This window comes from Edaphobacter acidisoli (genome assembly GCF_014642855.1).
GTDB lineage: Bacteria > Acidobacteriota > Terriglobia > Terriglobales > Acidobacteriaceae > Edaphobacter > Edaphobacter acidisoli.
The window spans coordinates 97,628-122,517 of the sequence record NZ_BMJB01000001.1; the positions used below are offsets into that span (position 1 = coordinate 97,628).

The following is a 24,890-nucleotide window of genomic DNA, read 5'->3' on the forward strand; positions in this document are numbered from 1 at the left end:
AGAAGAGCATCGCCACTGAATATGCCGCAGCCGTCCGCACCCGAAATCCACGCTCTTCGCTGCCTCATCATCGCCGACGATCTCACAGGAAGCTGCGACGCCGCGGTGCATTTTGCGCGCAATGGAATGACGGTGGCCGTGCCAATCCTCGGAACAGATGCCCCGTTGCCGTCAGCGCATGCAGTTGCAGTGAACACCGACTCGCGCCGCATCGGCAAGGACGTCGCAGCCAACCGCGTCAAAGCCGCAATCCAGATGGCCCGCGGCCAGCAAGCCGCGCTCTTCAAAAAGATCGACTCCTCCCTACGCGGACACATCTCCGCCGAGATCGCCGCTGCCGCCGAAGCCTCGCACGCGGACCTCGTCTTCATTGCACCAGCCTTGCCCGCGCTGGGCCGCAGAGTCACCGAAGGCCGCGTGCGCCTGCCTTCGGGCGAAGCGATCGACATCGCAGCGGCGCTGGTTCCGCTGTCCTTCGCGGCAATCTCAACCGGCGAACTCACGCATCCGCACAAGGCATTCAGCTCCATCCAGCAAGCGCAGGCGCGCGGCACGAAGCTCATCTGCTTCGACGCAAGCAGCGACCAGGACCTCGACCGCATCGTCGATCTCGGGCACACCTCCGGCCAGCGCATTCTCTGGGTCGGCTCCGCCGGACTCGCAGCAGCGCTCGCCCGATCCATCGCGCCTTCAGCAACAGCGGAGCCGGAAGAAGCTCCCACAATCGAAGGCCCGGTTCTGTTCGGCGTCGGCTCCGATCACAACGCGACTCTCGCGCAACTATCGAAGCTGCGCACGGTCGCACACCCCCTCGAATGCGAGCTCGAAGCCGTTCGCCCCATCGAGGTCCGAAAGGCAATCGGCGCCGGCCGCAACGTGCTGCTGCATCTTCCGCCATGCGGAATTGACGCGGCGAAGATTCATGCCTTCGCCGAGGCCGCTCCCATCTCCAGCTTCGGGGGCATTGTCCTCACCGGCGGAGATACCGCGTCTACCTTCCTGAAGGCAATCGGCGCACACACGCTCCACGTGCGAGCCGAAGCGATGCCCGGCATCCCCGTCTCCATCATGCGCGGAGGCCTCGCCGACGGCACGCCCGTCATCACCAAGTCCGGCGCATTCGGCCCATCGGATACCTTGCTTCAGTGCATCGAATTTCTCTCGCCTTCAGGCAGAGTAGTGGAGGAAGGAACCAGGCAGTGAGCACAAAGCCCACGATCGCAATCACCATCGGAGACCCCGCCGGCGTCGGCCCTGAGATCAGCCTCAAAGGCCTCCGCGACCCAGCGCTCTTTGCGCGCGCCCAATGGAAGATCATCGGCGACGCCGCGTTGCTCGGCGACGAAGCAAAGCGTTGCGGACTCGAATCCGTGCTCGCGCGCGTGGAAGTCGTAGACCCCGGCCCCAATTCCAGCCCGATCAACGGAGTCGCCGTCATACCCGGCCGTCTCTCGAAAGAGTGCGGCGCCGCCGCAGTCGAGTACGTCCGCATCGCAACACAGATGTGTCTGCAGGGCGAGGCCGACGCCATGGTCACAGCCCCGCTCAACAAAGAAGCCGTCAGCCTCACCGGACGCCACTTCAGCGGCCACACCGAATACATCGCCGAGCTCTGCGGCGCGCCCGACTCCTGCATGTTGCTCTCGAACGAGAAGCTCTCCGTCGTGCACGTCAGCACGCACATCTCGCTGCGCCGCGCCACCTATCTCAACGCCGAACGCATCCTCCGCACCATCGAGCTCGGCAACCAGGCCATGCAGTGGATGGGGCATCGCCAGCCACGCATCGCTGTCTGCGGCCTCAATCCGCACGCCGGCGAGCACGGCCTCTTCGGCGCCGAAGACGAAGACACAATTCGCCCGGCCATCGAAGCCGCGCGCGCAAAAGGCATCACCTGCACCGGCCCCACGCCGCCCGACACAACCTTCCTCGAAGGCGTCCGCGGCAAATACGACCTCATCGTCGCCATGTATCACGACCAGGGCCACATTCCCATGAAGCTCATCGACTTCGAGCGCACCGTCAACATCTCGCTCGGCATCCCCATCATCCGCACCTCAGTCGATCACGGCACCGCATTCGACATCGCCGGCCAGAACAAAGCCGACGCGCGCAACATGGAATCAGCGCTCACCAAAGCGATCTCCATGGCCGAAGGCCGCATCGCATCGCGGCAGGGAGCAAGCGAATGAATCACGCGCTCGCCATCGAGCTGGCCATCGTCGCGGCATACGTTGCCGTGCTGGTCGGCATCGGTGCGTCGTTCGCGCGTCGCCAGACCACGACGGACGCCTACTTCGTCGCGCGCCGCTCCGTGCCCGGCTGGGCCATGGGCATGTCGATGTTCGCCACCATCATCACGGCGGTCACGGTCATCGCATATCCTGGCGCGTCGTATGCAGGCAACTGGTCGCTGCTCGTGCCGGGATTCATGGTCCTCGGCGTCCTTGCCCTCGTCGGTGTCGTCATCATTCCATTCTTCCGTCACGCCGTCGGCATGAGCGCGTACGAGTACTTCGGCAAACGCTTCGGCACAGGAGTCCGCGTCTACTCCTCGCTCGCCTTCGCCGCCGGGCACTTCTCGAAGATGGGAGTCGTGCTCTACCTGCTCGCCCTCACCGTCAGCAGCATGACCGCGTGGAACGTCTACGTCATCGTCTACGCAGTAGGCGCGGCAACCGTGCTCTACACGCTCATCGGAGGAATGCAGGCCGTCGTCTGGACAGACGTGGTGCAGGGAATCATCCTCTGGCTCGGCATCTTCATCGTGCTCGGCTATCTCTGGGTTCTCACGCCCGGCGGCGCGCACGCGGCCATCGCGCTTGCCGCGGCCAACCACAAATTCAGCCTGGGCAGCTCCTCACTCTCGTTGTCGAAGCCCACGCTGCTGGTGCTGTGCCTCTACGGCTTCTTCTTCTACCTCCAGAAGTACACCGCAGACCAGACCTTAGTGCAGCGCTATCTCATCGCGCGAACCGACAGAGAAGCCATCCGTGGAGTAGGCCTCGGCGCACTGCTCTGTGTGCCGGTCTGGGCACTGTTCATGCTGATAGGCACCTTGCTGTGGAGCTTCTATAAACTGTCCGGCGAAACCCTCCCCGCCGGCATCAAGAAAGCCGACGAGATATTCCCCTACTTTCTGAGCACACACATCTCGCCGGTATTTACAGGGTTGTTTCTGGCCGCATTATTCGGCGCAGCGATGTCCTCCATGGCTTCCGACCTGAACTGCATCGCCGTAGTCGGCGTCGAAGACTTCTACCGCCGCATACGCCCGCGAGCAACCGACCGAAAAGCACTCCGCGCCGCAAAAATCATGGTCGCAGTCTTCGGCGTCCTCACCATGATCTTCGCGGCAGAGCTTGCAGGTTCCAAAGGCACCGCGCTCTCGCTCTACTTCACCATCACCAGCATCGTCGCCGGAGGCCTCGCAGGTCTCTTCCTGCTGGCATTCCTCTGCCCGCGCGCAAACACCAGGGGAGTCACAGTCGGCATCGTGCTCAGCCTCATTGTCACTGCATGGGCAACACTCACGCTCGACCACGGTAGCGTCATCAACCTCGGCCGCTGGAACTACCCGCTCGACAACTACATGATCGGCGTCATCGGCCACATCGTTCTCTTTGCCGCAGGCTACATCGCAAGCCTCATCTTCTCCGATGGCACACCCGGCCCACGCGAACTCACCCTCTGGGGCTGGCTCGCACATCGGCGGACGACAGCCATCGCCGCCGGAAACACCTTTGTCTCACAGACGTGACGCGCAGATTTTGCAACTGAAGTTTTGACTGGAAGGATGTTATGAATCGCTTATTGAAGGCAGTGAAAGCTCAAACACAAGGTCCCATCCTCGGGGCCGCGGCCTACTTCTACGACCCCATCTTCATCGAGGTTGCCGCCAAAGTCGGCTACCGCGCCGCATGGATCGAGATGGAGCACGGCTTCATCACCTTCGCCGAGGCAGCCGATCTCTGCCGCATCGCCTCCGGCCTCGGCATGGTTACGATGATCCGCATTCCCGACGCACGCCGAGAGAACGTCCTCAAAGCCGCCGAGTGCGGCCCCGACATCATCGACATCCCCATGGCCAACTCCGCCCGCGACCTCGAAGAGCTCATCCGTTACGCGCGCTTCCGTCCGCTTGGCGAGCGCGGCTTCTTCTCGGTCTCCCGCGCCCTCGACTACGGCATCGACGTCAACGTCTCCGAAGCGCAGCAGCAACTCAACGACGACCTCTGCCTCATGGCCCAGATCGAAACCGTCGAAGCCCTCGACAACGCCCGCGAGATCTGCGCCGTCCCCGGCGTCGACATCTTCATCGGCCCCGCCGACCTATCCGCCAGCCTCGACGTCCCCGGCCAGACCGGCCACAGCAAAGTCTACGAAGCCGCCAGCAAAGCCATCGGCATCGCCAAAGAGCACGACAAGCTCGTAGCCGTCGGCTCTGCCCCACAGGACTTCGAGTTCTACGTCTCGCAGGGAGTCGACCTGCTCTTCTGCACCAACGACATCGCCGCTCTCAAAATCGGCGCACAAGCCGTCATGAAACAGGCCATCGCCGCAATGGAAAAAATAACGATCTGACCTGCCCGATCAGCTCACCCGACTTCACCCACTGGACTACCCGCTGGACCCCAAAAAGTTATGCCTCTCACTTGCAAGCCAGGCGATACAGCTATAGAGTACAGTGGTTGTACCACTAATCTGTCCCAGCCCCAAACCCGCCGGGAACAGCAAAAACAGTTGATTTCCCAGTTGATTCCAAAGATCCTCAAACTCGGCGCCTCCGACGACGTAGCCATCGCGCTCCAGACCGTCCCTCCCGGCTACACGCAACCCGGCCTCGGCCTCACCGTGCGCGACGAAATCCCCGCCGGCCACAAGGTCGCCGTGCGCGCCGTCGCCCTCGACGCGCCCGTCCGCAAATTCAACCAGATCATCGGCTTTGCCTCCCAGCCCATCGCGCCCGGAGACCACGTCCACACTCACAACCTCGCCGCCCACAACTTCGACCGCGACTACGCCATCGGCTCCGAAACCCGCCCCACCGAACCCATCGCGCCGGAAAGATCAGCCACCTTCGAAGGCATCATCCGTCCCAACGGACGCATTGGCACGCGCAACTACGTCGGCATCCTCACCACGGTCAACTGCTCCGCGACCGTCGCCCGCCGCATCGCCGCGCACTTTACCCCCGACGTCCTCCAGGACTTCCCCAACGTCGACGGCGTCGTCGCCATCACCCACGGCACCGGCTGCGGCATGGCCGAGCACGGCGAGCCCGCCGACATCCTCCGCCGCGTCTTCGCCGGCTACGCGACGCATCCCAACTTCGGCGCTGTCCTCCTGCTCGGCCTCGGCTGCGAGACCAACCAGATCGACCAGCTCGTCGCCCTCACCGGTCCATCCAATACCCTCCGCGCCGCCACCATTCAGGAAGACGGTGGCACCGCAGCCGCCATCCGCAAAGGCATCCTCACCGTCGCCGAGATGCTCGACCAGGCCAACCGCATCACGCGCACGCCCGTCTCCGCATCAAACCTCATCGTCGGCCTCCAGTGCGGAGGCTCCGACGCCTACTCCGGCATCAGCGCCAACCCCGCGCTCGGCACCGCCGTCGACATCCTCATCCGCAACGGCGGCACAGCCATCCTCTCCGAGACCCCCGAAATCTACGGTGCCGAGCATCTCCTCACCCGCCGCGCCGCGCGCCCCGAAGTCGCCGAGCGCCTCATCGAACGCATCCGCTGGTGGGAGGAGTACACCGCCCGCCACAAAGGCGCAATCGACAACAACCCGCAGCCCGGCAACAAGACCGGCGGCCTGACGACCATCTACGAAAAATCACTCGGCGCAATCTCGAAGGGCGGCACGACTAACCTCAACGGCGTCGTTCTCTACGCCGAGCCCATCACCGCGAAGGGCCTCATCTTCATGGACTCGCCCGGCTTCGATCCCGTCTCTGCAACCGGCCAGGTCGCCAGCGGCGCAAACCTTCTCTGCTTCACCACCGGACGAGGCTCCGTCTTCGGCTGCAAGCCAACGCCCTCCATCAAACTCGCCTCGAACACCCTCCTCTTCAATCGCATGATGGACGACATGGACATCAACTGCGGCGCCATCATCGACGGCGACGAAACCGTCGAGCAGACAGGCGAGCGCATCTTCACCGAAATGCTCGCCGTCGCCTCCGGAAAACCAACGCGCAGCGAAGTCCACGGCTTCGGCGAAGAAGAGTTCCAACCCTGGCTGCAAAGCGCAACGCTGTAGCCCAACCCACAAACCGGGTGCCCCATCTTCGCGATGGCTTCATCGTCGCTAAGGTGGGTTTCATTTTCGCGGAAGCGAAAATCCCGATTGCCAATTCACGTCACCCCTTCATGCCGCCGCATTATAGCCACGCAACGCTAATCGCCCACTACGTGCGCCCATCCCGTCAAAAGGTCTAGCATAAATACGTGCGCGCAAAACCAAGCGCGAATCGACCCGAAGCGAGGACCCTGATGGCCACCACGGCTGCGGAACCAACGACCAACGTGCTCACCCAATCACCGCGCGAGATGACCTTCAACACCTTCCGCCGCTGGGGCTTTCTCCAGGCATCGCTCGACCCGCTCGGCCAGTATCTTCCGCCCGTCGCATTCCCGCTCGAGGTCCCCGACAACGACGACTCCCGCGAAGCCCGCAGCTACTACTGCGGCACCATCGCCGTCGAGTTCATGCACCTGCTCAACCGCGAGCAGCGCGAGTGGATCCAGCAACAAATGGAGCAACGCCCGCCCGCCCAGGACCAGGCCCGCATCCTCACCCAGCTCATCCACGCCGACCTCTTCGAACAGGTCATCCAGTCGCGCTACCTCGGCACCAAGCGCTTCTCGCTCGAAGGCCTCACCGTCCTCATTCCATTCCTTGACCGCGTCTTCGCCGTCGCGGGCGACCTCGGCGTCGAGCGCGCCATGATCGCCATGGCCCATCGCGGACGCCTCAACGTCATGGTCAATACCATCGGCCGCAAGCCGTCCGAGATCTTCACGCGCTTCGAAGACGTCGACCCGCGCAGCACCATGGGCGGCGGCGACGTCAAATACCACGTCGGCGCAACCGGCGAGTACCACTCGCCCTCGGGCAAGCTCCTCTCGCTCCACCTCGCCTCCAACCCAAGCCACCTCGAAGCCATCGACCCCGTCATCCTCGGCCGCACCCGTGCCCGCCAGATTCGCATCGGTGCCGAAGGCAAACGCGCCATCCTTCCGCTCATCATCCACGGCGACGCGGCATTCGCAGGGCAGGGCATCGTAGCCGAAACACTCAACATGGCCACACTCCACGGCTACAACGTCGGCGGAACCGTGCACGTCATCACCAACAACCTGCTCGGCTTCACCGCGCTGCCCGAAGAGTCCAACTCCACGCGCTTCTCCACCGACATCGCGAAGCGCCTGCCCATCCCCATCTTCCACGTCAACGCCGAAGACCCCGACGCCGTCGTGCGCGTCGCCGCCATCGCCGCCGAGTATCGCCAGCGCTTCCAGTCCGACATCGTCGTCGATCTCATCGGCTATCGCCGCCACGGCCACAGCGAAGTCGACGACCCCACCGTCACGCAGCCCCGCCGCTACGCCGTCATCAAAGACCACCCGCCGCTCTATCAGATCTATGCAAAGCGCATCGGCGTCGATCCCGCAGCCGAAGTCGAGCAGGTCCAGCAGGAACTCTTCAGCGACCAGAAGGCCGCGACAAAGGCCGGCAAAAAGACACGCCTCGCGCAACTCCCCTCCTACTGGGACAACTACTACGGCGGCGAACTCAAGCCCGCCGACGAGAACATCACGACAGGTCTTTCCGCCGGAGACATCCACGAACTCGCCGTCGGCATCACCAGCTATCCTGAGACCTTCCACATTCACCCGAAGGTGAAAAAACTCCTCGAGCAGCGGCTCGAAATGGGCACAGGCAAGCGCCCCTTCGACTACGGCACGGCAGAACAAATCGCCTTCGCATCACTGCTCGAGGCAGGCATCCCCATCCGCCTCACCGGACAGGACTCGCAGCGCGGCACCTTCAACCAGCGCCACTCCGTCATGATCGACACCGAGACCGAAGAGAAGTTCATCCCGCTGCAAAACCTCTCGGCCACGCAAGGGCGCTACAGGGTCTACAACTCACTCCTCTCCGAAGCCGGCGTCCTCGGCTTCGAGTACGGCTTCTCGCGCGACTATCCCGAAGCGCTCGTCCTGTGGGAGGCGCAGTTCGGCGACTTCGCCAACGGTGCGCAGATCATCATCGACCAGTTCATCGCCGCCAGCGAAGCCAAGTGGAACCTGCTCTCCGGCCTCGTCATGCTGCTGCCGCACGGCTTCGAGGGGCAAGGCCCTGAGCACTCAAGCGCGCGCATCGAACGCTATCTGCAGCTCGCCGCCAGCGACAACATGCAGATCTGCCAGCCCTCCACAGCAGCGCAGTACTTCCATCTGCTCCGCCGTCAGGCGCTCCGCCGCTGGCGCAAGCCGCTCATCGTCTTCACGCCGAAGAGCATGTTGCGCCACCCCGACGCATCCTCGTCCGTAGCAGACTTCGCGCTGCCGCAATTTCAGAACGTTCTGGCCGATACCTCAGTTGAGAACGCACGCCGCATTCTGGTCTGCACCGGCAAGATCGGCCACAACCTCCGCGTCGAACGCGCGAAGCGCAAGGCGAACGACGTAGCGATCATCTTCGTCGAGCAACTCTATCCATGGCCGGAAGCAGAGCTCGAAGCCGCGCTCGACCAGCACCCAACCGCCGAAGAGATCGTCTGGGTGCAGGAAGAGCCAGCCAACATGGGCGCCCACACCTACGTCATGCCACTGCTCCGCCGCGTAGCAGGCGACCGCGCCGTCCTCAGCGTCAAACGCAGCGCCAACGCCACCCCAGCCACCGGCTCCGCCAAAGCCCACGAGATCGAAGAAAAAACCCTCATCGACCTAGCCTTCGGCGCCCCCGAATAACCCTCGCAGCAGCGCGCCATAAATCCACGTCATCTCGACCAGTTCCGCCAAAGCCCACGAAATCGAAGAAAAACCCTAATCGACTGGCTTTCGGCGCACCTGAATAACCCTTGCAGCAACGCGCCATAAATCCACGTCATCTCGACCGGAGCCGCGCGGCTTCATCGTGCGGCGGAGTGGAGAGACCCTGTATTTTGTCTTTCCACGCACGTGTCGCTTCCTGAATGGCTTCACCGACCATCGAGGAAGCCGGGCCCCATCCTCGCGACGGCTTCATCGTCGCTAAGGTGGAGTTTGCAGGATGCCGATGGAGCATCCAGCAGGAATCTACATCTGCCGTTCGCTGCACATCGTGGCGCCGGGTTCCATCGCGGCAAAATACCGGACGCACACCAAACTCAGAGGGCCAAAGGCCCGACTCATACCAGCCTGGGGCGTGAGCCCCAGGTTTGCGCTGAAAGCCCGATTTATAGCCATCATCGAGGAAGCCGGGTGCCCATCATCCCGGCGGTTTTATCCGTCGCGAAGGTGGAAGGGCACGGCTTCAGCCGTGCCATAAAGAAACCGCGCGAAGCGCATTCCACTCTGCCCTGAGCAAAGTCGAAGGGCCGGAGTGAAGCCCGCAGGGCGAAACGACCCAATTCCCCCGCGTCACAAACTCCTGAATTGACCAAGGGCCCCATCAGATAGCCCAGGGCTTCAGCCCTGGGTCCTCTGCCCGCTATCGTTCTGCGGGCTTTAGCCCCTGGGATATGCTTCCCTCAATTGCTGTCAACCCCCTACCTCTGAGGAAAACCCCACAACCCTCACAAACGAAACGCAATATTTCCTTCGCCAACTTGGCGGTTTAGTTTTGCCCCGCAGCTTAAAATAAAAACAGCATCAGAAAAGCCCTGGCACAAGCCAGGGCTTTTCCCATGAGGTCAATCCAATGAATGCTCGCAAAATCGAAGTCCAGACCTAAGCTAAATGGATGGAAGACTTTGCGCAAAAAAGTCAGGGGGAGGGGGTCACGGAATGTAGTACCGGAAGCTGGTGTACACCATATTATTCGTCGCCGTCGGAGCGCCCCCGAGCCCAGTCCACCCGGTCCGCGTCAGGTAGCTGTAAGCCAGCCCGTACTGAAGCCGTCCCGCCGGCCCGCTGTACGCCCGATACACCCAACCCACCGACCCCTGAGCGATGTCCCGCGTCGCCCCCAGGCAGGTCCCGCTCCCCGGAGCGTAACCCGACCCCGAAGTCGGCGGCGGCTCAACCTCGCACCCGGTATTATTCCCCGTCGGCGGAGCGTACCCCACCAGCACCCCAGCCCCATTCCGGTAGACCGTCCGCTGCACGTACTCCGTCCCCCCATACCCAAAGAACTCCAGCTTCTTCGTCGCGTTGAACTCCACCGAGAGCAACCCCTGGGCATTCCGCAGCGGAGCGAGCGTCCCGTCCGGCCGCACGGTAACGTCCGGCAGCAGCGACGCCCCGTATCGCCCCGTCCCATCCCCGCCCACCAGGTGGAGCCCCACGCTCAACCGGCTGGCGACCGGGAACCGGGCATTCGCCACGAACCCTCCTCCAACCCGCGTATCGTTCGCCGCCGCCGCCCCGCCTCCCGGGTAGTACCGGTCGCGGAAGAACCGCACGACGCCGCCCAGCTCGTAGTGTCCGTACCCCGGATCGAACGCCGCCTTCACCAGCACGTCCGGCGAGGCCTGGTCGGTGTAGTTCGCCGTCGGGTTGTTCAACCCGCCACCGGCGCCCGCACTCCCAAAGAAGAAGTTCGACGGAGCGTTCGACGCGCTGAACTGGTACTGGGAGTTCTCAAGCGCCGCCGCCAGCGTGAGCCGCGGCGTCACAGCATCCTGCACCCGAAACCCAGTCTGCCGGATGTAGCTATCTCCCACGTGCAGGTTCGCGTCGAAGAAGAGCGGGGCCACCTCCGTCCCCGGATCGGTCGAGTGCCTGTTCTCCGTGAGCAGCGTCCACATCTGCCCCGCCGTCACCTTCACCCGCCCGAACGCCGCCTGCCCCCAGGCCTGCCGGATGCGCAGCGTGTAGCTGTTGCTCTGGAGGTTGTTCGAGGTCGTACCCGCCGAGAGGAAGTCCCCTTCGAGCATCGCATTCACCGAACCGAACGGGACCTTCCCGCTGAAATACGTCGAGAAGCGCGACTGCCGCGCCGTCGGGACCCACTCACTGATGTGCGCCTCGCCCGATCCCATGTACGGAGTCGCATTGAAGTTGGTGTAGATGTCCGCATTCATCGCGCGCTGCCGCCAGACGCTCTCGCCCGCAAGGAAGCCGCCGGGCACAATCGTGACGCCCTTGTAGCGGAGCGCGACGGGATTCTCGACGCTGCGTTCGAGCTTCTCCTGCGCCTTCTGAGTCTGGCGGATGCTGGTGGCTACGACCGCGTTGCTGGCTTGCAGGTCAGTGACTGACGCCACGAGCGCCTTCACCATGGAATCGTTCTGATGCACGTCGCCATTCACACGCTGCATCGTCGCTGTAGTCTTGTCCTCAGTTTCGTGGCTCGCCCTTTGCAGGGCGGCGATCTCGGCGTCCTTTGCCGCGAGCTGCGCCTTCAGGTCGTCGATCTGACTTTGCAGGTCGTTACGCATCTCGCGCACCTGTGTCTCGATTGCCGAAATCTCCGCCTGGCTGTTCGCGTGTTTGGCGCGTGGTTTGTCGGCTTTCGGCGACTGTGCCGCAGCTGCAGTCACAACTGAGCAGATGGAAAGAACGGCTAAAGCTGCGCTAACGCGAATTGTCATGGACGTGTCCTTCGGCCGAAATAGTGAGCGGCAACACTTCAGCTACAGAATTCCAGCTTGGAATCCCGTGCGAACTAGACCTTGTTGACAGCGTTCTGCGCGGGCTTCCCGTCAAGCACACGTGCGACATCCTCGCAGATCGCCTTCGTCACCCTGTCCTGTGCCTCATGCGTAAACGCAGCGATGTGCGGCGTCAGGATCAGATTAGGAAGCTGTTCCAACTCGCTGAGCTTTGGCGGCTCTTTTGTTCGCACGTCTAGTGCTGCTCCTGCGATTTTTCCGGATTTGAGTGCACAGAGAAGATCGTCTTCAGCGACCACTTCACCGCGAGAGGTGTTGATGAAGGTAGCGGTTGGCTTCATTTTGGCGAAGCACTGTGCGTTGAGCAGGCCAAATGTCTGGGGAGTGGCTGGAAGATGGCAGGAGACTATATCGGCGCGCGCGAGCAGGTCGTCGAGCGGAACTAATTCAGCGTTTAACTCGCTGAGCAGAATGTTGTCCCGGCTGATGAATGGATCGTGCGCAAGAACCTTCATGCCGAATGCCTGAGCCCGCCGTGCCGTCAGGTAGCCAATCTTTCCCGCCCCGATGATGCCGATGGTTTTGCCGTAGAGTTCGTAGCCAAGGTAGCGGTGGCGATTCCAGTTGCCGGCCTTTGTATCCTGATTCGCGGCAGGAATCATGCGCGCGAGCGAGAGCATGAGGCCAAGGGCGATCTCCGCAACGCTGATGGCATTCTGATCGGGGGTGGACGCAATCAGGATGCCAGCCTTTGTCGCGGCGGCTATGTCCACGTTGTCGAGACCGGCTCCGGCACGACCAACAACAACAAGCTTTTTAGCTGCGGCGAGAAGATCAGCCGTCACCTGAGTCTGGTTGCGGACGATGAGTGCGCGGAAGTCCGGGACGAGCTTGTACAAGCCTTCAGAGTCCTTCCATACGTCGGGCAGGATTGTTGTGTCGAAACGTGAACACAGCGCATCCACGGCGGCGCCACGTATGTTTTCGGTAATCAGGATGTCTGGCATGGTTAGGCGTTCACCTCAATGCAATCGAGTGGAACATTCAAACGTGAGCACCATTGTTGAAGCTCAGCGAGCGTTTCTTGAGAGACGCTAATCCCCTGGATCTCGTTCACGAGCGCATTTCGCGCGGAGCGTTCGCCGGGAACAAGTATCTCGTCAACGCCGGGGCGCTTTGCGCTTGCTTTGATGCGGTCGATCATGTCGTCGATGCGGCTGCAGAACTCATCAGGGTCGAGAAACGCAGCGATATTCAGCAGGCAGAAGAAGTGTCCGACGTCCTGCTTACGGTCCATGTTTTTGTACATCGAGCCAATGTCGGCCCCAATGGCTGCGCCTGAGAGAACGCTGCTGAAGATTTCAACCATCAAGGCGAGTGCGTAGCCCTTGTGGCCTGCCATGGTGAGCACAGTGCCGAGCAACGCTTCCTGCGCGTCGGTCGTGGGATTGCCGTGACGGTCGAGCGCCCAGCCTTCGGGAATGGCCTGCTTTTTTTTCTGCGCCGCGATGATGTTTCCGCGCGCAATGATGGACGTTGCAAGGTCGATTTTGATGTGGAAGCCTTTGCCTGTGGGGAAGGAGGCTGCGATTGGATTTGTGCCGAAGAAGGCCTGATAGCCACCCTCGGGAGACATGGCCGGCTCGCAATTGGTCATTGCAAGCAGGACCATGCCTTCATTTGCAGCTCGGTTGCAGTAGTACGAGAGTGCGCCGAAGTGTTGCGAGTTGCGGATGGTTGCGGCGGCGACTCCATTTGCGCGCGCAAGCGGCAGCAGCAGGCCAAGCGCTTTGACGGCCTGCACCTGCCCCAGGCCGTTGCCTGCGTCGAGCGCGAGGACGCTACCGCTGTCGCGCTCGATGCTTAGCGTTGCCTTCGGTGCAATCAGCCCCTTCGTCATTCTTTGAAGGTAGATATTCAGCCGCGATATGCCGTGGGTTGAGGTGCCTTGCAGATCGGCATCGACAAGCGCGTCGGCCAATATCTCCGCGTCGCCTGAAGGTACGCCGACTGCCGTGGCGAGTCTTGCGGCCAGGCTTCGCATCTGTTGTGGCTGAAACTTCTTCATGGGACTGATTGCCTCGAAGGTTGTGTTTACGCCGTTTTCAGGCGCTTCTGTAAAGCTTGGTCATCACGAACTCGCGATGTCCAAGCGCCTCTGCTGCGGTAAGGCGGCCGTTGGCAGTGCGCACGATCATGTCGAGCAGCGCATCACCTGCCTGGTCGAGGGTCATCTCGCCTTGCAGGATAGGAGAGACATCGAGATCGATGTGCTCCTTCATCGTTGCGACCGTCTTGGGGTTGCCGGAGAGCTTGATGACCGGCTCGATGGGGTTGCCGATGACGTTACCCTGACCAGTGGGGAAGAGATGAACGACCGCTCCAGATGCAGCCCAGAGTGTGACTGCCTCGGCCGCGGCGCTGGACGTGTCCATAAACCAAAGGCCGGGTTTGGTGGGAGCAACGGCGGGGAGCAGGCAGCCAACAAACTTGGTGTGCTTGCCAAGCTTCTCGACATTGCCGAGCGCCTTCTCCTCGATGGTCGTCAGGCCACCGGCGATGTTGCCTTTGGTCGGCTGCGATTCGGAGAGGTCGTTTGTCTTCTGGTCAAAGACGAGTTTGGTGTAGTCGTTGAAGGCTGCGAAGAAATCTTTGCGGACCTGCTCATCGGCGGCTTTACTGGCGACGATGTGTTCTGCGCCTGTCAGCTCGCTGGTTTCGCCGAATGAAGCTGTCCCGCCGTCAGCGCAGTGCTTGTCGATGACGTTTCCGACGGTTGGGCAGCTTGCAAGGCCAGTGGTGGTGTCGGATTCGCCACACTTCACACTGATATATAGCTCATTCAAGTCGCACTCGGCGCGTTGCAGTTCGCTCGCCCATTGAACGTACTCCTTTGCCTTATACGAGGCTTCGGCGATGGTGCGGATGTCGCCTTTTCCTTCGATCGAGAACCCCGTGACGGGCTTTCCCGTCTTGGCAATGCCGTCAACGATACGCTGCGTCCAACCGTGCTCGATGCCGATGACGACAACCGCGGCGACGTTCGGGTTGCTTCCGGTGCCGATCATCGTGCGGAAGTGCAGATCCAGGTCTTCGCCGAACTGCAGTCTGCCGTAAGAGTGAGGCAGTGCAAGCGTTCCCTTGATGTTGTTGGCAACCGCCTCGCAGGCCGCGTTGGAGATATCGTCGACAGGAAGGATGACGACGTGATTGCGCACGCCGACTCGCCCGTTTTCGCGTCTGTAGCCAAGAACTTTTCGCTTCGCCATGTCTATGCCCACCTCTTCGTCTTGAGATTGTGTGTGTGAACGTGCTGCCCGGCTTTGATTGGCTGGACGACCTTGCCGATGTCACAGCCGTATTTGGTCACGGTGTCGCCGATGGCGAAATCCTTGAGCGCAAGCTTGTGGCCCAGCGGAATGTTTTCCGCCACGTGTGCCTTCAGAGGCTCGTTGTTGGCCAGGTTTCTGCCGGTGCAGTCTGCGCCTGCGGTAATGTCCACGACGGCCACGCCGACGTTGTCCGCCGAGTCATGGGTTAGAAAGTGAATCATCTGTGTGTTCTCCTTGTTGTGTGCGGCGCTGACGGCAAACATCAGACACCGCCGATGGATACATGTTTCGTTTCCAAAAATGCTTCGAGGCCCTCGGACCCGAGCTCGCGCCCCCAGCCGCTTTGCTTCACGCCACCGAAGGGGCTCTGACTGGTGGAAGGAGCGCCGTCATTGATGCCGAGTGTTCCGGCTTCGATCTGTTCGCTGAGGCGGAAGATGCGGCCAATGTCGCGCGTCATCGCATAAGCACTCAGGCCGTAGCAGCTATCGTTTGCGCGACGGATGGCCTCTTCTTCCGTGTCAAAACTGGCGATAGGAGCGATGGGAGCGAAGGTTTCTTCCGACATGCACTCTGCGTCGTCGGTAACGCCGTTGAGCACAGTGGGCGCAAGAAAGAACCCTGAAGAATCTTTGAGGCGATGCCCGCCCGTAACCACACGCGCACCTTTCTGTACTGCATCTTCGATCTGGCCCAGGGCCATGTCGAGCGCGGACTGGTTGACGACCGGGCCGACGTCCATGCCGGGCTCCAATCCTGGTCCGGTCTTCAAGCGGTTAGTAGCTGCGACGAACCGGTCGACAAATTCTTTGTGGATGGTCTTCTGGACGTAGATGCGATTTGCCGCGATGCAGGACTGGCCGGTGTTGCGGAACTTGGCGATGATGGTCTGCTCGATTGCGCGGTCGAGATCGCAGTCGTCGAAGACGAGGACAGGAGCGAGCCCGCCGAGTTCGAGCGAGAGAGGCTTGATGGCTGCGGCTGCTCCGCGTATCAGCTCCTGGCCAACCTGGGTGGAACCGGTGAAGCTGATCTTCCTGCAGATGGGATTGGTAAGAAACTCCCGCGAGATCATTGCTGCATTGCCGATGGCAAGCTGAAAGACTCCGGCGGGAACTCCAGCAGCCTCCATGCACTCTGCCAACGCCACAGCACACAAGGGTGTCTGCGTCGCCGGTTTGAGAATGACAGTGCAGCCTGCCGCCAGAGCAGGAGCAACCTTGCGAACAGATAGGACAAGAGGGAAGTTCCACGGAGCAATTGCTCCGACGGTGCCGATGGGGGTCTTCACCACGAGATGGCGCTTGCCGTTCACCTGATGTGGGATGGTTCGGCCATAGACGCGGCGGGCTTCTTCGGCGAACCATTGAAGATGATCAATCGACATCGCCACTTCGCCTTCGCTTTGGGCCAGTGGCTTGCCGTTTTCGAGGGTGATTGTGCGGGCGATCTCGCTCTTACGGCGGAGCAACTCATCGGCAACACGGTGCAGAAGAGCTCCGCGGTCTTTGGCTGTCATTGCACGCCAGGCCGGCAGCGCGGCTTCGGCGGCGTTCAAGGCGCCCTTCAACTGGCCATTGTTGATTCTGGAGACACGCGCAAAGGCCTCGGCGGTTGCTGGGTTGACAACTTCGAAGGTGTCTTCCGTACTTACCCATTTGCCGTCAAGGTAAGAGCCGTACGATTTCACTGGGCGATCTTCCACGTTGTCCTCTGTGCAAACTCTTTGCGTAAACTATCCAACCCACTTGGGAACGAACTTGCCATGCGCCGCCTGGTTTTCGATCATCTCTCTTGCTCCGATGACATGGTGGCGCGCCTGCCGTTCAGCCTCGTCCGCAAAGTTGTGTTCGATGGCCTCGATGATGCGCAGGTGCTCCGCATGAATGACGGAGGGGTCGCGGTAGGCGCGTACGGCCATGCCAAGAACACGGTATGTCTGTGAGAGGCGAATCAGCGTGCCGTTTTGCGAAAGCTCCGTGATGTGCAGATGGAAATTGCGGTCAAGCGATGCTGTTTCGGTGTCCTTCTTTTCCTGGGAAAGCTTGTAGATTTTGTCAGCCATCGTGCGCAGCTCCGCGATGTCGGATCGGCCTGCGTGGCGACAGGCAAGACGTGCGGCAAGTCCTTCCATGACCTCGCGAACGAGGTAGGCTTCGCAGATGCGCGGTGCGTCCAGGTTGTCAACAAACACGCCAAGATGGTCGATGGATTCGACGAGACCCAGCCATTGCAATTCGAGCAACGATTCACGGACTGTACCTTGCGCTACGCCAAGCTCGCGAGCCAGGCTCTGTTGACTCAGGCGTTCTCCGGGTTTACTTTCGCCGGAGAGAATCCTTCGTTGAATCTCTTCCCGTACATCATGTCGTGCTACGCGAGTCTTCACCATATGTGCCTCTTGGATTGAAATGTTGAGCACTAACTTCATTGGAACCTGCTCTACTCGCTAAAGATAAAAGATTGCAACCTATCAGGCAAGACGCACGACTCGACCAATTCAAACAATAACAGCAACTTACAAATGCCAATCCAGACTGAGTAACCGGGCTAACCGGCGCAGGGTCTCTGCATGCCGTCCATAGTGCAGAAGAACATGATGCGGCAGGCCGGCGTGAATCAGCCGATCAAACCGCTGGGGCACATGCCCGCCGTCGACTTCGACCAATAGGGTGTTGCCTGAAACGCTGCGCTTTGACGGAATTGCGCGGCCTTCGAACGCAGTCATGTGGTAGCGGTTGTCGCAACGCCAAAGCCGCGAGATGGTCACAGGCTGGTCCTTTTGCAGGCTGCCATCCACCACCATGGGTTTGGCGATGTTGAAGTGTTCGCCCAGCGTGGGGCCATCTTCACTTCCGATGGCATTGCACATATCGAGCGGCGCCATGCCGGGATGCCAGAAGAAGATGGTGGAAGCATCGTGCTCGAGCCAGTCGGTGAGAAAGCCTGGGCCGATGCCGAGGAACTTTCCGATGAGACTCGAGATGGCCCCATCGACGTCACCTTCGATCGAGACGGCAGCGCCTTCCGCACCCAGGCGCGAGACCGCGAAGTATGGCCACTGTCCAACCATGTTGGGCAGCTCGGGCCAGCACTGGAGCGAGAGCGCGTCGAGCCCTGTCTCGTTCATCAGCTCCTTCATCGAGACATAGAAGCGTGAGTTGACGCCGAGCAGGGAATCGGCGGCAGGCTTCTTCGAGGTAGTATCCACCAGATGCATCTTGTGAACTTCGGCGAGATCGCGTTCGATGGCTTCTGCCGGCACATTGTTGACGCGCTCGATGAACTGCGGGAGGCTCAGCGACTGCATCTGCATGCCGAAAGCCTGGCGGATGAGAAAGGTGTCGGCCGCGAGGTCGATAAATCCAGGAACATGCGTGCCCACGACGCCGAGTTTAGCTCGTTGCAGCCGCTTAACGGTACTGACAAGAGCGATTGCTCGCAGCAGGTCGCTGTGTACGGTATCAGGATCGCCGTAGACAAACTCAAATGGCTGGTGAGCCTGGCGGTAGAGTGATGCCCAAAGATGCTGTCCCACGAGTGAGCAAGAGCTCACCTTGCCGTCGCCTGGGCGCTCTGGCGTAGCCCACAGGATGACTGGGCCCGACCAACGCTGGCTGATAGTAAGCGCAAATTGGCCATCGGTCAGTGACGGTTGAATGACGATCAGCGCCTGGCATTTGGTGTTTTCGATCTCGTCCATCGCTGTGTGGATCGACTCGTCATCCAGTACAGGCGCGGCTGCACCGTGGCAGGAGAAGCCGAGCTCCTTCAGCGTGGCGAGCACGCGCTCGCGAATGGTCTTGTTCCACTCCTGGTCGAACCCAGGACGCTTGCGCCCGAAGATGAGGACTCCGATGTTCCTGGTCGCATCGTTTGTGATTGCCGTTGACATCTCTTTAAGAAGCTCCCGTTGTTTGAAGGCCCATTGGCAAGGATGATGAATATGAGAAAAGTTCTCCAACCAGCGGCTGTAAGTATTTCCGAAATTCCGCAGTCACTGCCAGCGGCCCTGCGGTTAACCATTCTGGCGGAATCGTGCGCTCTATCCCCGCAGCAGTTTTGAGTGGCACAAGTTTGTAGCCATTGGAGCCAGGATCCTGGATGGGGCGCAGAGCTACCATCTTTTCAGTTTCGCCGGCTGCGAGAGCGGCAATTGCCGCGCGGCCGACGAGCTCGGCATCCTTCTGGTCCTGCGCGGAGACCAGCGCCCTGGAAGCGCGGCCAAGCAGGCCAGGCTTCTCGGAGCGGCACCGGATTTTGAGATTTTCCGAGACAACACCTGCGAGGAATTGCCCAACACCACCAGTCATCGGCCGCTTGAGTGGGTCAAGCTGAGATGCGTCGCGCACCTGGTAGACAGGATCTCCATCCGCATCACGTATGCCTTCAGATACAACTACAACCGCCCAGCCATGACGTGCCACGACTTTATCGAGGTCTGCGAGAAAACGCTCTTGATGAAACGCAATCTCCGGAATGTAGACTAGGTGCGGCGCGTCGTCGGCATCGACGGCGGCCAGGGTTGATGCCGCGGCGAGCCATCCCACGCTTCTGCCCATCGTCTCCAGGATCGTCACTGGTTGTGGCAGCGAGCGGAGGTCCAAGCCAAGGTCGCGGGTGGACTGCGCAATAAACCGTGCGGCACTTGCATAGCCAGGGCAGCGGTCTGTGGAAGCGATATCGTTGTCGACGGTTTTGGGGATACCGACGATTTGTATTTCAAAGCCCGCTTCACGGCAGAAAGTGCTCACTCGATCGGCGCCATGCATCGTTCCGTTACCGCCCATAAAAATCATCTGCTGTATATCATGACGACGCAGATGCTCCACGACACGATGAAGATCATTCTCTGTGGGCTTAAAACGTGATGAACCGAGGGCAGCTCCCGGTGTGTTGCGCAGAAGCTCCAGCTCGCGAACAGTCATCCCACTCAGGTCAATGATATTGTCCTTAGCGAGACCATCCATTCCGAAGTGCGCGCCGAAAATACGATTGTTACCGTGCGCGAGACTTTCACTGATTGCGCCGGCCAAACTGGCATTGAGAACAGCCGTTGGCCCGCCGCCCTGCACGATCATGAGGCTTTTGGTTCGCATTTTCTTCTTATAGTGGGTGCAACACAAACACTAGCGCGACTCACAAAACATACAATCGATTGTAAAAGATTGTCAAGGTGAATCAGCGGTAAAAATTTTTACCGTATCAGTACTCCGGCAGATTGATACGGGATTCCGCTGATCGTTGTTGTAACTTCAGGCAAATCAGGAGTGCCAGTCAGTCGTTCAATAGACCCATCTAGCAAAAGAACGGTATCCTCAATCTTCGCTCCCTGCAGACTGGGATTCCACGCGAATGCCTGCGATTTGCTTACATGCTCTGCACCTCCAGGCCGCGCGACCCATTCGCGCTCCAGATAGCCTGTGGCCCCTCCCTGATGGTGCATCCGCTCCTCGCCCGTGAACCCGGCGGCAGCATATGCATCGGCTGCTACTTGAAACAGAGCATCACTACTTGCTCCCGCACGTGTGGCGGCAAGTAGCTTGGCATTTACGCTCGCTACGGCGTGGAACTTCTCATCAAGTTCGGCAGGCATAGCTCCGAAGTGCACAAGGCGTGTGATGGAGACCGAGAGGCCCCAGCGGCGGGCGCAGAAGTTCAGCATGCCAAACCTATCTAATACGCCGTTTCTTGGTACGGCATGGCGATAGCTGCGCACTCGATTATCTACGGCGGTAAGATAGACGCTGGGTATGATATGTCGCGAGAATAGCCGCTCGGCGAGCATCCCTTCTATCATCATCTCGCCCATACCCGGTTTCAGCTCCTGCAAGAGCGTGGAGGCAGAATTAGCTACGTGGTGTCCAAGCCAGCGATAACGCTGTACTTCGCTCTCCAAGAGTTCGAGCCGCAGCGGTTGCAGAGACACGACCGTGGCAAACGATGTCGGCGTATCTGAAGCAATCCTTCCATTGCCGACGGTCCTGTGTACCGCTCCCTCAATGTCGTTTGCATACCACGGCTCGACGAGTGGCTTGTAATCGAGTTGACAGAATTCCTCGTCGGCGAGGCGGGGAGCTTCGTTATTGGTCGTAAGGTAGAACGCTTCGCCGTGTTTCGTTATCAGCAGACTGCCGACGCCAGTCTCTCGGAGCATGGGGACTCGCACATCAACCATGCCCGCTGTTGCCCAGGCAATGTTCTCGTGCCTGGAGATGAGGACCGCATCGAAGCCTCGTTCCTGAAGCAGAGCAAGAATCTGCGCGCGCTTGGCTGCTGCTTCCGCTTGCAGGACGCTCGGCTGAGGTTTCCAGTCCACTCTATCGATCACTCAAAGCTCCTGGGCACTTCTGGAAATATCGGAGGGAACGCTCAATAGATTATCACCGATTGTATAGCCGGTTTGCTGATGTGTATCTTTAACGTTCGGGAACAAGCGAGGATCTGTTCTCAATGACCCAACCTGAGGAGTGTTATGCGTCGGCGTGAGTTTATGAGATCGGCTCTTGTTGTTGGCGGAGCTTTTGCCTGCCACCAGGTTCCATCTTTTGCATTGTCTGCTTCCGAAGACCAGCCACAAGTCGATCCAAAGATCAAACGGGTTCTTGTCATGTTCAAGTGCCACTTTGATGCGGGCTTTATCAATACACAGGCAGCAGTCGTAAACAAGTACTTCACCGAATATTTCCCTCACGCCATTCAGGTTGCCGAGCAGCTTCGCAACTCGGGCACGGAGCGGTATGTCTGGACCACTGGATCATGGCTGCTCTACGAATACCTCGAGCAGGCCTCTGCCGAAGACCGTCGCCGTATGGAGCAGGCGATTGCTCGCGGAGACATCGCATGGCATGCGCTGCCCTTCAATTGGCAGACGGAGATGCTTGACCGCTCGATGATCGAGGGCAGCTTCGCGCTCTCGCATGCCCTCGACAGCCGCTTCGGGCGCACGACCACCGGTGCCAAGATGACGGACGTTCCCGGGCACACTCGCGGACTGGTTGCTCCGATGGCCGCGCACGGCGTGAAGTTTCTTGATATTGGCGTCAACGATGCAAGCACTCCAGCTGAGGTTCCGGCTCTCTTCAACTGGAAGGACTCTGGCGGTTCTTTGCTTACCGTGATGTATCACCACGGATATGGTGGAGTTGCCGTGGTGCCAGGCTCGGACCTTGCTATTGCGATTGTCGTGCGCGGCGACAACAGCGGTCCGCATACTCCATCAGAGATTGCAAAGACCTACTCTGAATTGAACGCTCGGTTTCCTGACGCGCAGGTGGTTCCAACCAGTCTTACGGAGATAGCAAATGCCGTGAGTCCGTATCGGAAGAACCTTCCCGTCGTCACGCAGGAGATTGGCGACACGTGGATCTATGGTTGCTCCAGCGATCCCCTGAAGGTAGCGCGTTATCGTGAAGTGGCACGATTGCGACAGGCATGGATTGCGCAGGGGAAGCTTCGCTCCGGTGATGCAACAGACTTGGCACTGCTGCGCAGCGTGCTGCTGGAAGCTGAGCACACGTGGGGCACCGACACCAAGACGTGGCTTGACTTCGATCATTACACTCCCGGCGATCTTGCCCCGATGCTCGACACGAAAAACTACAAGGTAGTGGAGTTCAGTTGGGAGGAAAAGCGCAAAGACCTCTTCGATGGGTTAGATACGTTGCCTGCTGCACTGCGTGATGAAGCGTACGCGGCAGTTCACGGTCTCGACGTGAAGGAACCGCAGTTGGCAAATGCAACTTCGGTGAGGGCAGGGAAGAGCATCGAAACAGAACACTTCATCGTAGCGCTCGACTCTAAAACCGGCGCCATTCATCGCCTGTACAACAAACAGGCCAAACGAGAGTGGGCTTCCCGGGAGCATCCGCTTGCGCTCTTCTCCTATCAGACTCTTTCGCAGCAGGACTACACAAAGTTCTTCTCGAACTATGTAACCAGCACAGCGGATTGGGCGAAGAAGGACTTTGGCAAGCCAAACATCGAGCGCTTCGGAGCGCAGAGTCGCATCTGGCTCCCTGAACTTGCAGAGACTCAAACTTCAGAGGACGAGCAGGCGCATCGTCTTCTCGCGCGGCTGGAGATTCATGATGCCGCCGCCATCCAATCCGGGGCCGCTGCTTTTCCGCAGGAAATGTACCTGGAGCTAATATTTCCGAAGGCCGAGCCTGCCCTTCACCTCAACTTCTATTGCTTGCATAAGCCCGCGACGCGCATGCCAGAGTCGCTCTGGCTCACCTTCAACCCCATCGTCGCGGATCAGCACGGCTGGATGTTCGACAAGTCGGGCGAGGCGGTGTCGCCATTCGATGTCGTTGCAACTGGCAATCGCCACATGCATGCGGTGACGAAAGGTTTCCAGCATAAGGATAGCTTTACGGTCGAGACGCTCGACGCACCTCTCGTTGCGCTTGGGGAGAAGTCACCACTGAATTTTTCAAGATCGCAGCCGGACTTGTCCGACGGCGTCCACTCGAACCTCTTTAACAACGCCTGGGGGACAAACTACATCATGTGGTATGGCGAGGACATGCGTTTCCGCTATGTCCTCCGCGCGTAGCTCTTACGATGCGATTGCGATACCCTAGCTACCGATCGGTGTAGCCATCGCAACTCTTTCATGCAAGGGCTCTGCTGTCTTGAGGGCCACATTGACGCGAGCAATGTTTTCTACGCCTTCGGTTGAGAGCCATTGTTCGAGAGCCTTCGCGCCCTGCCTGGCATAGATGGCCATGCCATCCTGCCATGTGGCCCGTCCGCATAGTACGCCGTTGTAGGTTGCCCGGCTGTCGGTTATAAACCTGAGCGTCTCGATGAACTCCGCATTGCTGACGCCTGCTGAGAGATACACGAAAGGCTTGCTCGTTGCGGCAGACGCGTCGCGAAGATACTGTTGCGCTTCAGCAAGAGTGTAGGCGTGCTCGCCTTTGCAAGCGCTTGTTTCGGGCACATACTTCATCAGGACAGGAAGCTCTACTTTAAGCAGGTCGACGCCGTAGCGATCCTTCCCGAACTCGCGCATCGACTCGATGACGATTTGAGGCTTGCCCTTTGCGTAACGGAGATCCTTGCCGTCTCCGCCGGCAACATCGTAACCGAGCAGCTCGAGAACGAACGGGATGTCGTTTGCGCGGCATTCGTCGCCGATGCGCTCTATCCAGGCACACTTATGTTCATGGATGGCGGGTGCTTCATCGGGAACGTAATGCAGCAGGATTTTAATGCAGTCGGCTCCTGCCTCTTTCAACCGGCGCACCGACCAGACATCATATAGATCCGGAAGGCGGGGCGGCGCAGCGTAGTAGGCAGAACGCTCATAAGCAATCATCAACCCGGCGGTGCCGCGTAGTTTCGCCGCTGGAAGGCCGTACTCGGGATCAAGAAGTATGGCCGAGGCATGTTTCGCTAAAACCTCGGTTACGATCTCCTTGAACTCGATAACGACCGATGCGGGTACGTCTTCCACTGCCTTTTCCCGAGCGATGGCCTTGCTGACGATTCCGCGCTGGTCCAGCGCCAACGCTGCGACTACTCCCTGCGAATTAGAGATGGCCTTGAGTCCAGCCAGTTTCCCCGATGTGAGCGTCATCTTGGTTGCATGCCTCCTTGTTTCCCTGTTCAAGGGATATACGGCCCTCAGTGAATTGTCAATCTATTTCAATCGATTGCTTCGAAATTGGGGCGATTGAACCCTGAGGTCATTTTGATTGATTGCAAAAGATTGACAGGTTCTCTCTCGCAAACTTATAGTTTTGCGAAGCATCGTCAAGCATCATGATGTTGTG

18 protein-coding genes are annotated in these 24,890 nt (G+C 59.9%); 7 read left to right on the forward strand and 11 right to left on the reverse strand.

The genetic code is table 11. The features are described 5' to 3' along the window. The first annotated feature begins 21 nt into the window (after positions 1 to 21). The 6 genes from IEX36_RS00385 to IEX36_RS00410 all read left to right on the forward strand — a co-directional run bounded on the left by IEX36_RS00385 (position 22) and on the right by IEX36_RS00410 (position 8,987). Entirely contained in the window at positions 22 to 1,203 is a 1,182-nt protein-coding gene (locus tag IEX36_RS00385; RefSeq protein WP_188757413.1) for a four-carbon acid sugar kinase family protein, read from the forward strand. After that, entirely contained in the window at positions 1,200 to 2,192 is a 993-nt protein-coding gene (pdxA, locus tag IEX36_RS00390) for a 4-hydroxythreonine-4-phosphate dehydrogenase PdxA (RefSeq protein ID WP_188757414.1), read from the forward strand. Before IEX36_RS00385 ends, pdxA begins: the two co-directional genes overlap by 4 nt. Further along, positions 2,189 to 3,760 carry a sodium:solute symporter family transporter gene (locus tag IEX36_RS00395; protein ID WP_188757415.1) on the forward strand — a complete coding sequence of 524 codons (1,572 nt, stop codon included), beginning with the start codon at positions 2,189 to 2,191 and terminating at the stop codon, positions 3,758 to 3,760. The genes pdxA and IEX36_RS00395 overlap by 4 nt, the downstream gene beginning before the upstream one ends. A 41-nt stretch (positions 3,761 to 3,801) precedes the next feature. Next, entirely contained in the window at positions 3,802 to 4,584 is a 783-nt protein-coding gene (locus IEX36_RS00400) for an HpcH/HpaI aldolase family protein (protein WP_188757416.1), read from the forward strand. Between the two features lie 171 nt (positions 4,585 to 4,755). Beyond that, complete coding sequence (locus tag IEX36_RS00405; protein ID WP_229668577.1) at positions 4,756 to 6,270, forward strand: UxaA family hydrolase; 1,515 nt, start codon at positions 4,756 to 4,758, stop codon at positions 6,268 to 6,270. 233 nt (positions 6,271 to 6,503) lie between these two features. Next, complete coding sequence (locus IEX36_RS00410; protein ID WP_188757418.1) at positions 6,504 to 8,987, forward strand: 2-oxoglutarate dehydrogenase E1 component; 2,484 nt, start codon at positions 6,504 to 6,506, stop codon at positions 8,985 to 8,987. A gap of 1,010 nt (positions 8,988 to 9,997) precedes the next feature. On the opposite strand, the gene IEX36_RS00415 is transcribed toward IEX36_RS00410, so the two are convergent. The 10 genes from IEX36_RS00415 to IEX36_RS00460 all read right to left on the reverse strand — a co-directional run bounded on the left by IEX36_RS00415 (position 9,998) and on the right by IEX36_RS00460 (position 21,436). Next, positions 9,998 to 11,752 carry a hypothetical protein gene (locus IEX36_RS00415; RefSeq protein WP_188757419.1) on the reverse strand — a complete coding sequence of 585 codons (1,755 nt, stop codon included), beginning with the start codon at positions 11,750 to 11,752 and terminating at the stop codon, positions 9,998 to 10,000. Between the two features lie 74 nt (positions 11,753 to 11,826). Continuing rightward, a complete protein-coding gene (locus IEX36_RS00420; protein WP_188757420.1) occupies positions 11,827 to 12,780 on the reverse strand; it encodes a hydroxyacid dehydrogenase in 954 nt (317 codons plus the stop codon). A 2-nt stretch (positions 12,781 to 12,782) separates the two neighbouring features. After that, entirely contained in the window at positions 12,783 to 13,841 is a 1,059-nt protein-coding gene (locus IEX36_RS00425) for an Ldh family oxidoreductase (RefSeq protein WP_188757421.1), read from the reverse strand. A gap of 37 nt (positions 13,842 to 13,878) precedes the next feature. Then, positions 13,879 to 15,042, reverse strand: a complete 1,164-nt coding sequence (locus tag IEX36_RS00430) for a UxaA family hydrolase (protein ID WP_308422261.1) — start codon at positions 15,040 to 15,042, stop codon at positions 13,879 to 13,881. A 2-nt stretch (positions 15,043 to 15,044) separates the two neighbouring features. After that, positions 15,045 to 15,326, reverse strand: coding sequence for a UxaA family hydrolase (locus IEX36_RS00435; RefSeq protein WP_188757422.1), 282 nt, complete (start codon positions 15,324 to 15,326; stop codon positions 15,045 to 15,047). Between the two features lie 41 nt (positions 15,327 to 15,367). Then, the gene (locus tag IEX36_RS00440) at positions 15,368 to 16,795 is read right to left on the reverse strand and encodes an NAD-dependent succinate-semialdehyde dehydrogenase (protein ID WP_188757423.1); all 1,428 of its coding nucleotides are present in this window, start codon (positions 16,793 to 16,795) and stop codon (positions 15,368 to 15,370) included. 45 nt (positions 16,796 to 16,840) lie between these two features. Then, positions 16,841 to 17,497: a GntR family transcriptional regulator gene (locus IEX36_RS00445; protein WP_188757424.1), complete on the reverse strand. Its 657-nt coding sequence runs from the start codon at positions 17,495 to 17,497 to the stop codon at positions 16,841 to 16,843. A gap of 126 nt (positions 17,498 to 17,623) precedes the next feature. Further along, complete coding sequence (locus IEX36_RS00450) at positions 17,624 to 19,000, reverse strand: L-arabinose isomerase family protein (protein WP_188757425.1); 1,377 nt, start codon at positions 18,998 to 19,000, stop codon at positions 17,624 to 17,626. 4 nt (positions 19,001 to 19,004) lie between these two features. After that, on the reverse strand, positions 19,005 to 20,204 hold the full coding sequence (locus tag IEX36_RS00455; RefSeq protein WP_188757426.1) for a diphosphate--fructose-6-phosphate 1-phosphotransferase: 1,200 nt from the start codon (positions 20,202 to 20,204) through the stop codon (positions 19,005 to 19,007). A 98-nt stretch (positions 20,205 to 20,302) separates the two neighbouring features. Further along, positions 20,303 to 21,436 (reverse strand): M24 family metallopeptidase, encoded by a 1,134-nt coding sequence (locus IEX36_RS00460; protein WP_188757427.1) that lies wholly within the window; start codon positions 21,434 to 21,436, stop codon positions 20,303 to 20,305. A 144-nt stretch (positions 21,437 to 21,580) separates the two neighbouring features. Here IEX36_RS00460 and IEX36_RS00465 point away from each other — a divergent pair, with 144 nt between their 5' ends. Further along, positions 21,581 to 23,665 (forward strand): DUF5054 domain-containing protein, encoded by a 2,085-nt coding sequence (locus IEX36_RS00465; protein ID WP_188757428.1) that lies wholly within the window; start codon positions 21,581 to 21,583, stop codon positions 23,663 to 23,665. Between the two features lie 24 nt (positions 23,666 to 23,689). Here the strand turns inward: IEX36_RS00465 and IEX36_RS00470 are convergent, their stop codons facing one another. Next, positions 23,690 to 24,694: a tagatose 1,6-diphosphate aldolase gene (locus IEX36_RS00470; RefSeq protein ID WP_188757429.1), complete on the reverse strand. Its 1,005-nt coding sequence runs from the start codon at positions 24,692 to 24,694 to the stop codon at positions 23,690 to 23,692. Positions 24,695 to 24,890: the final 196 nt, after the last annotated feature.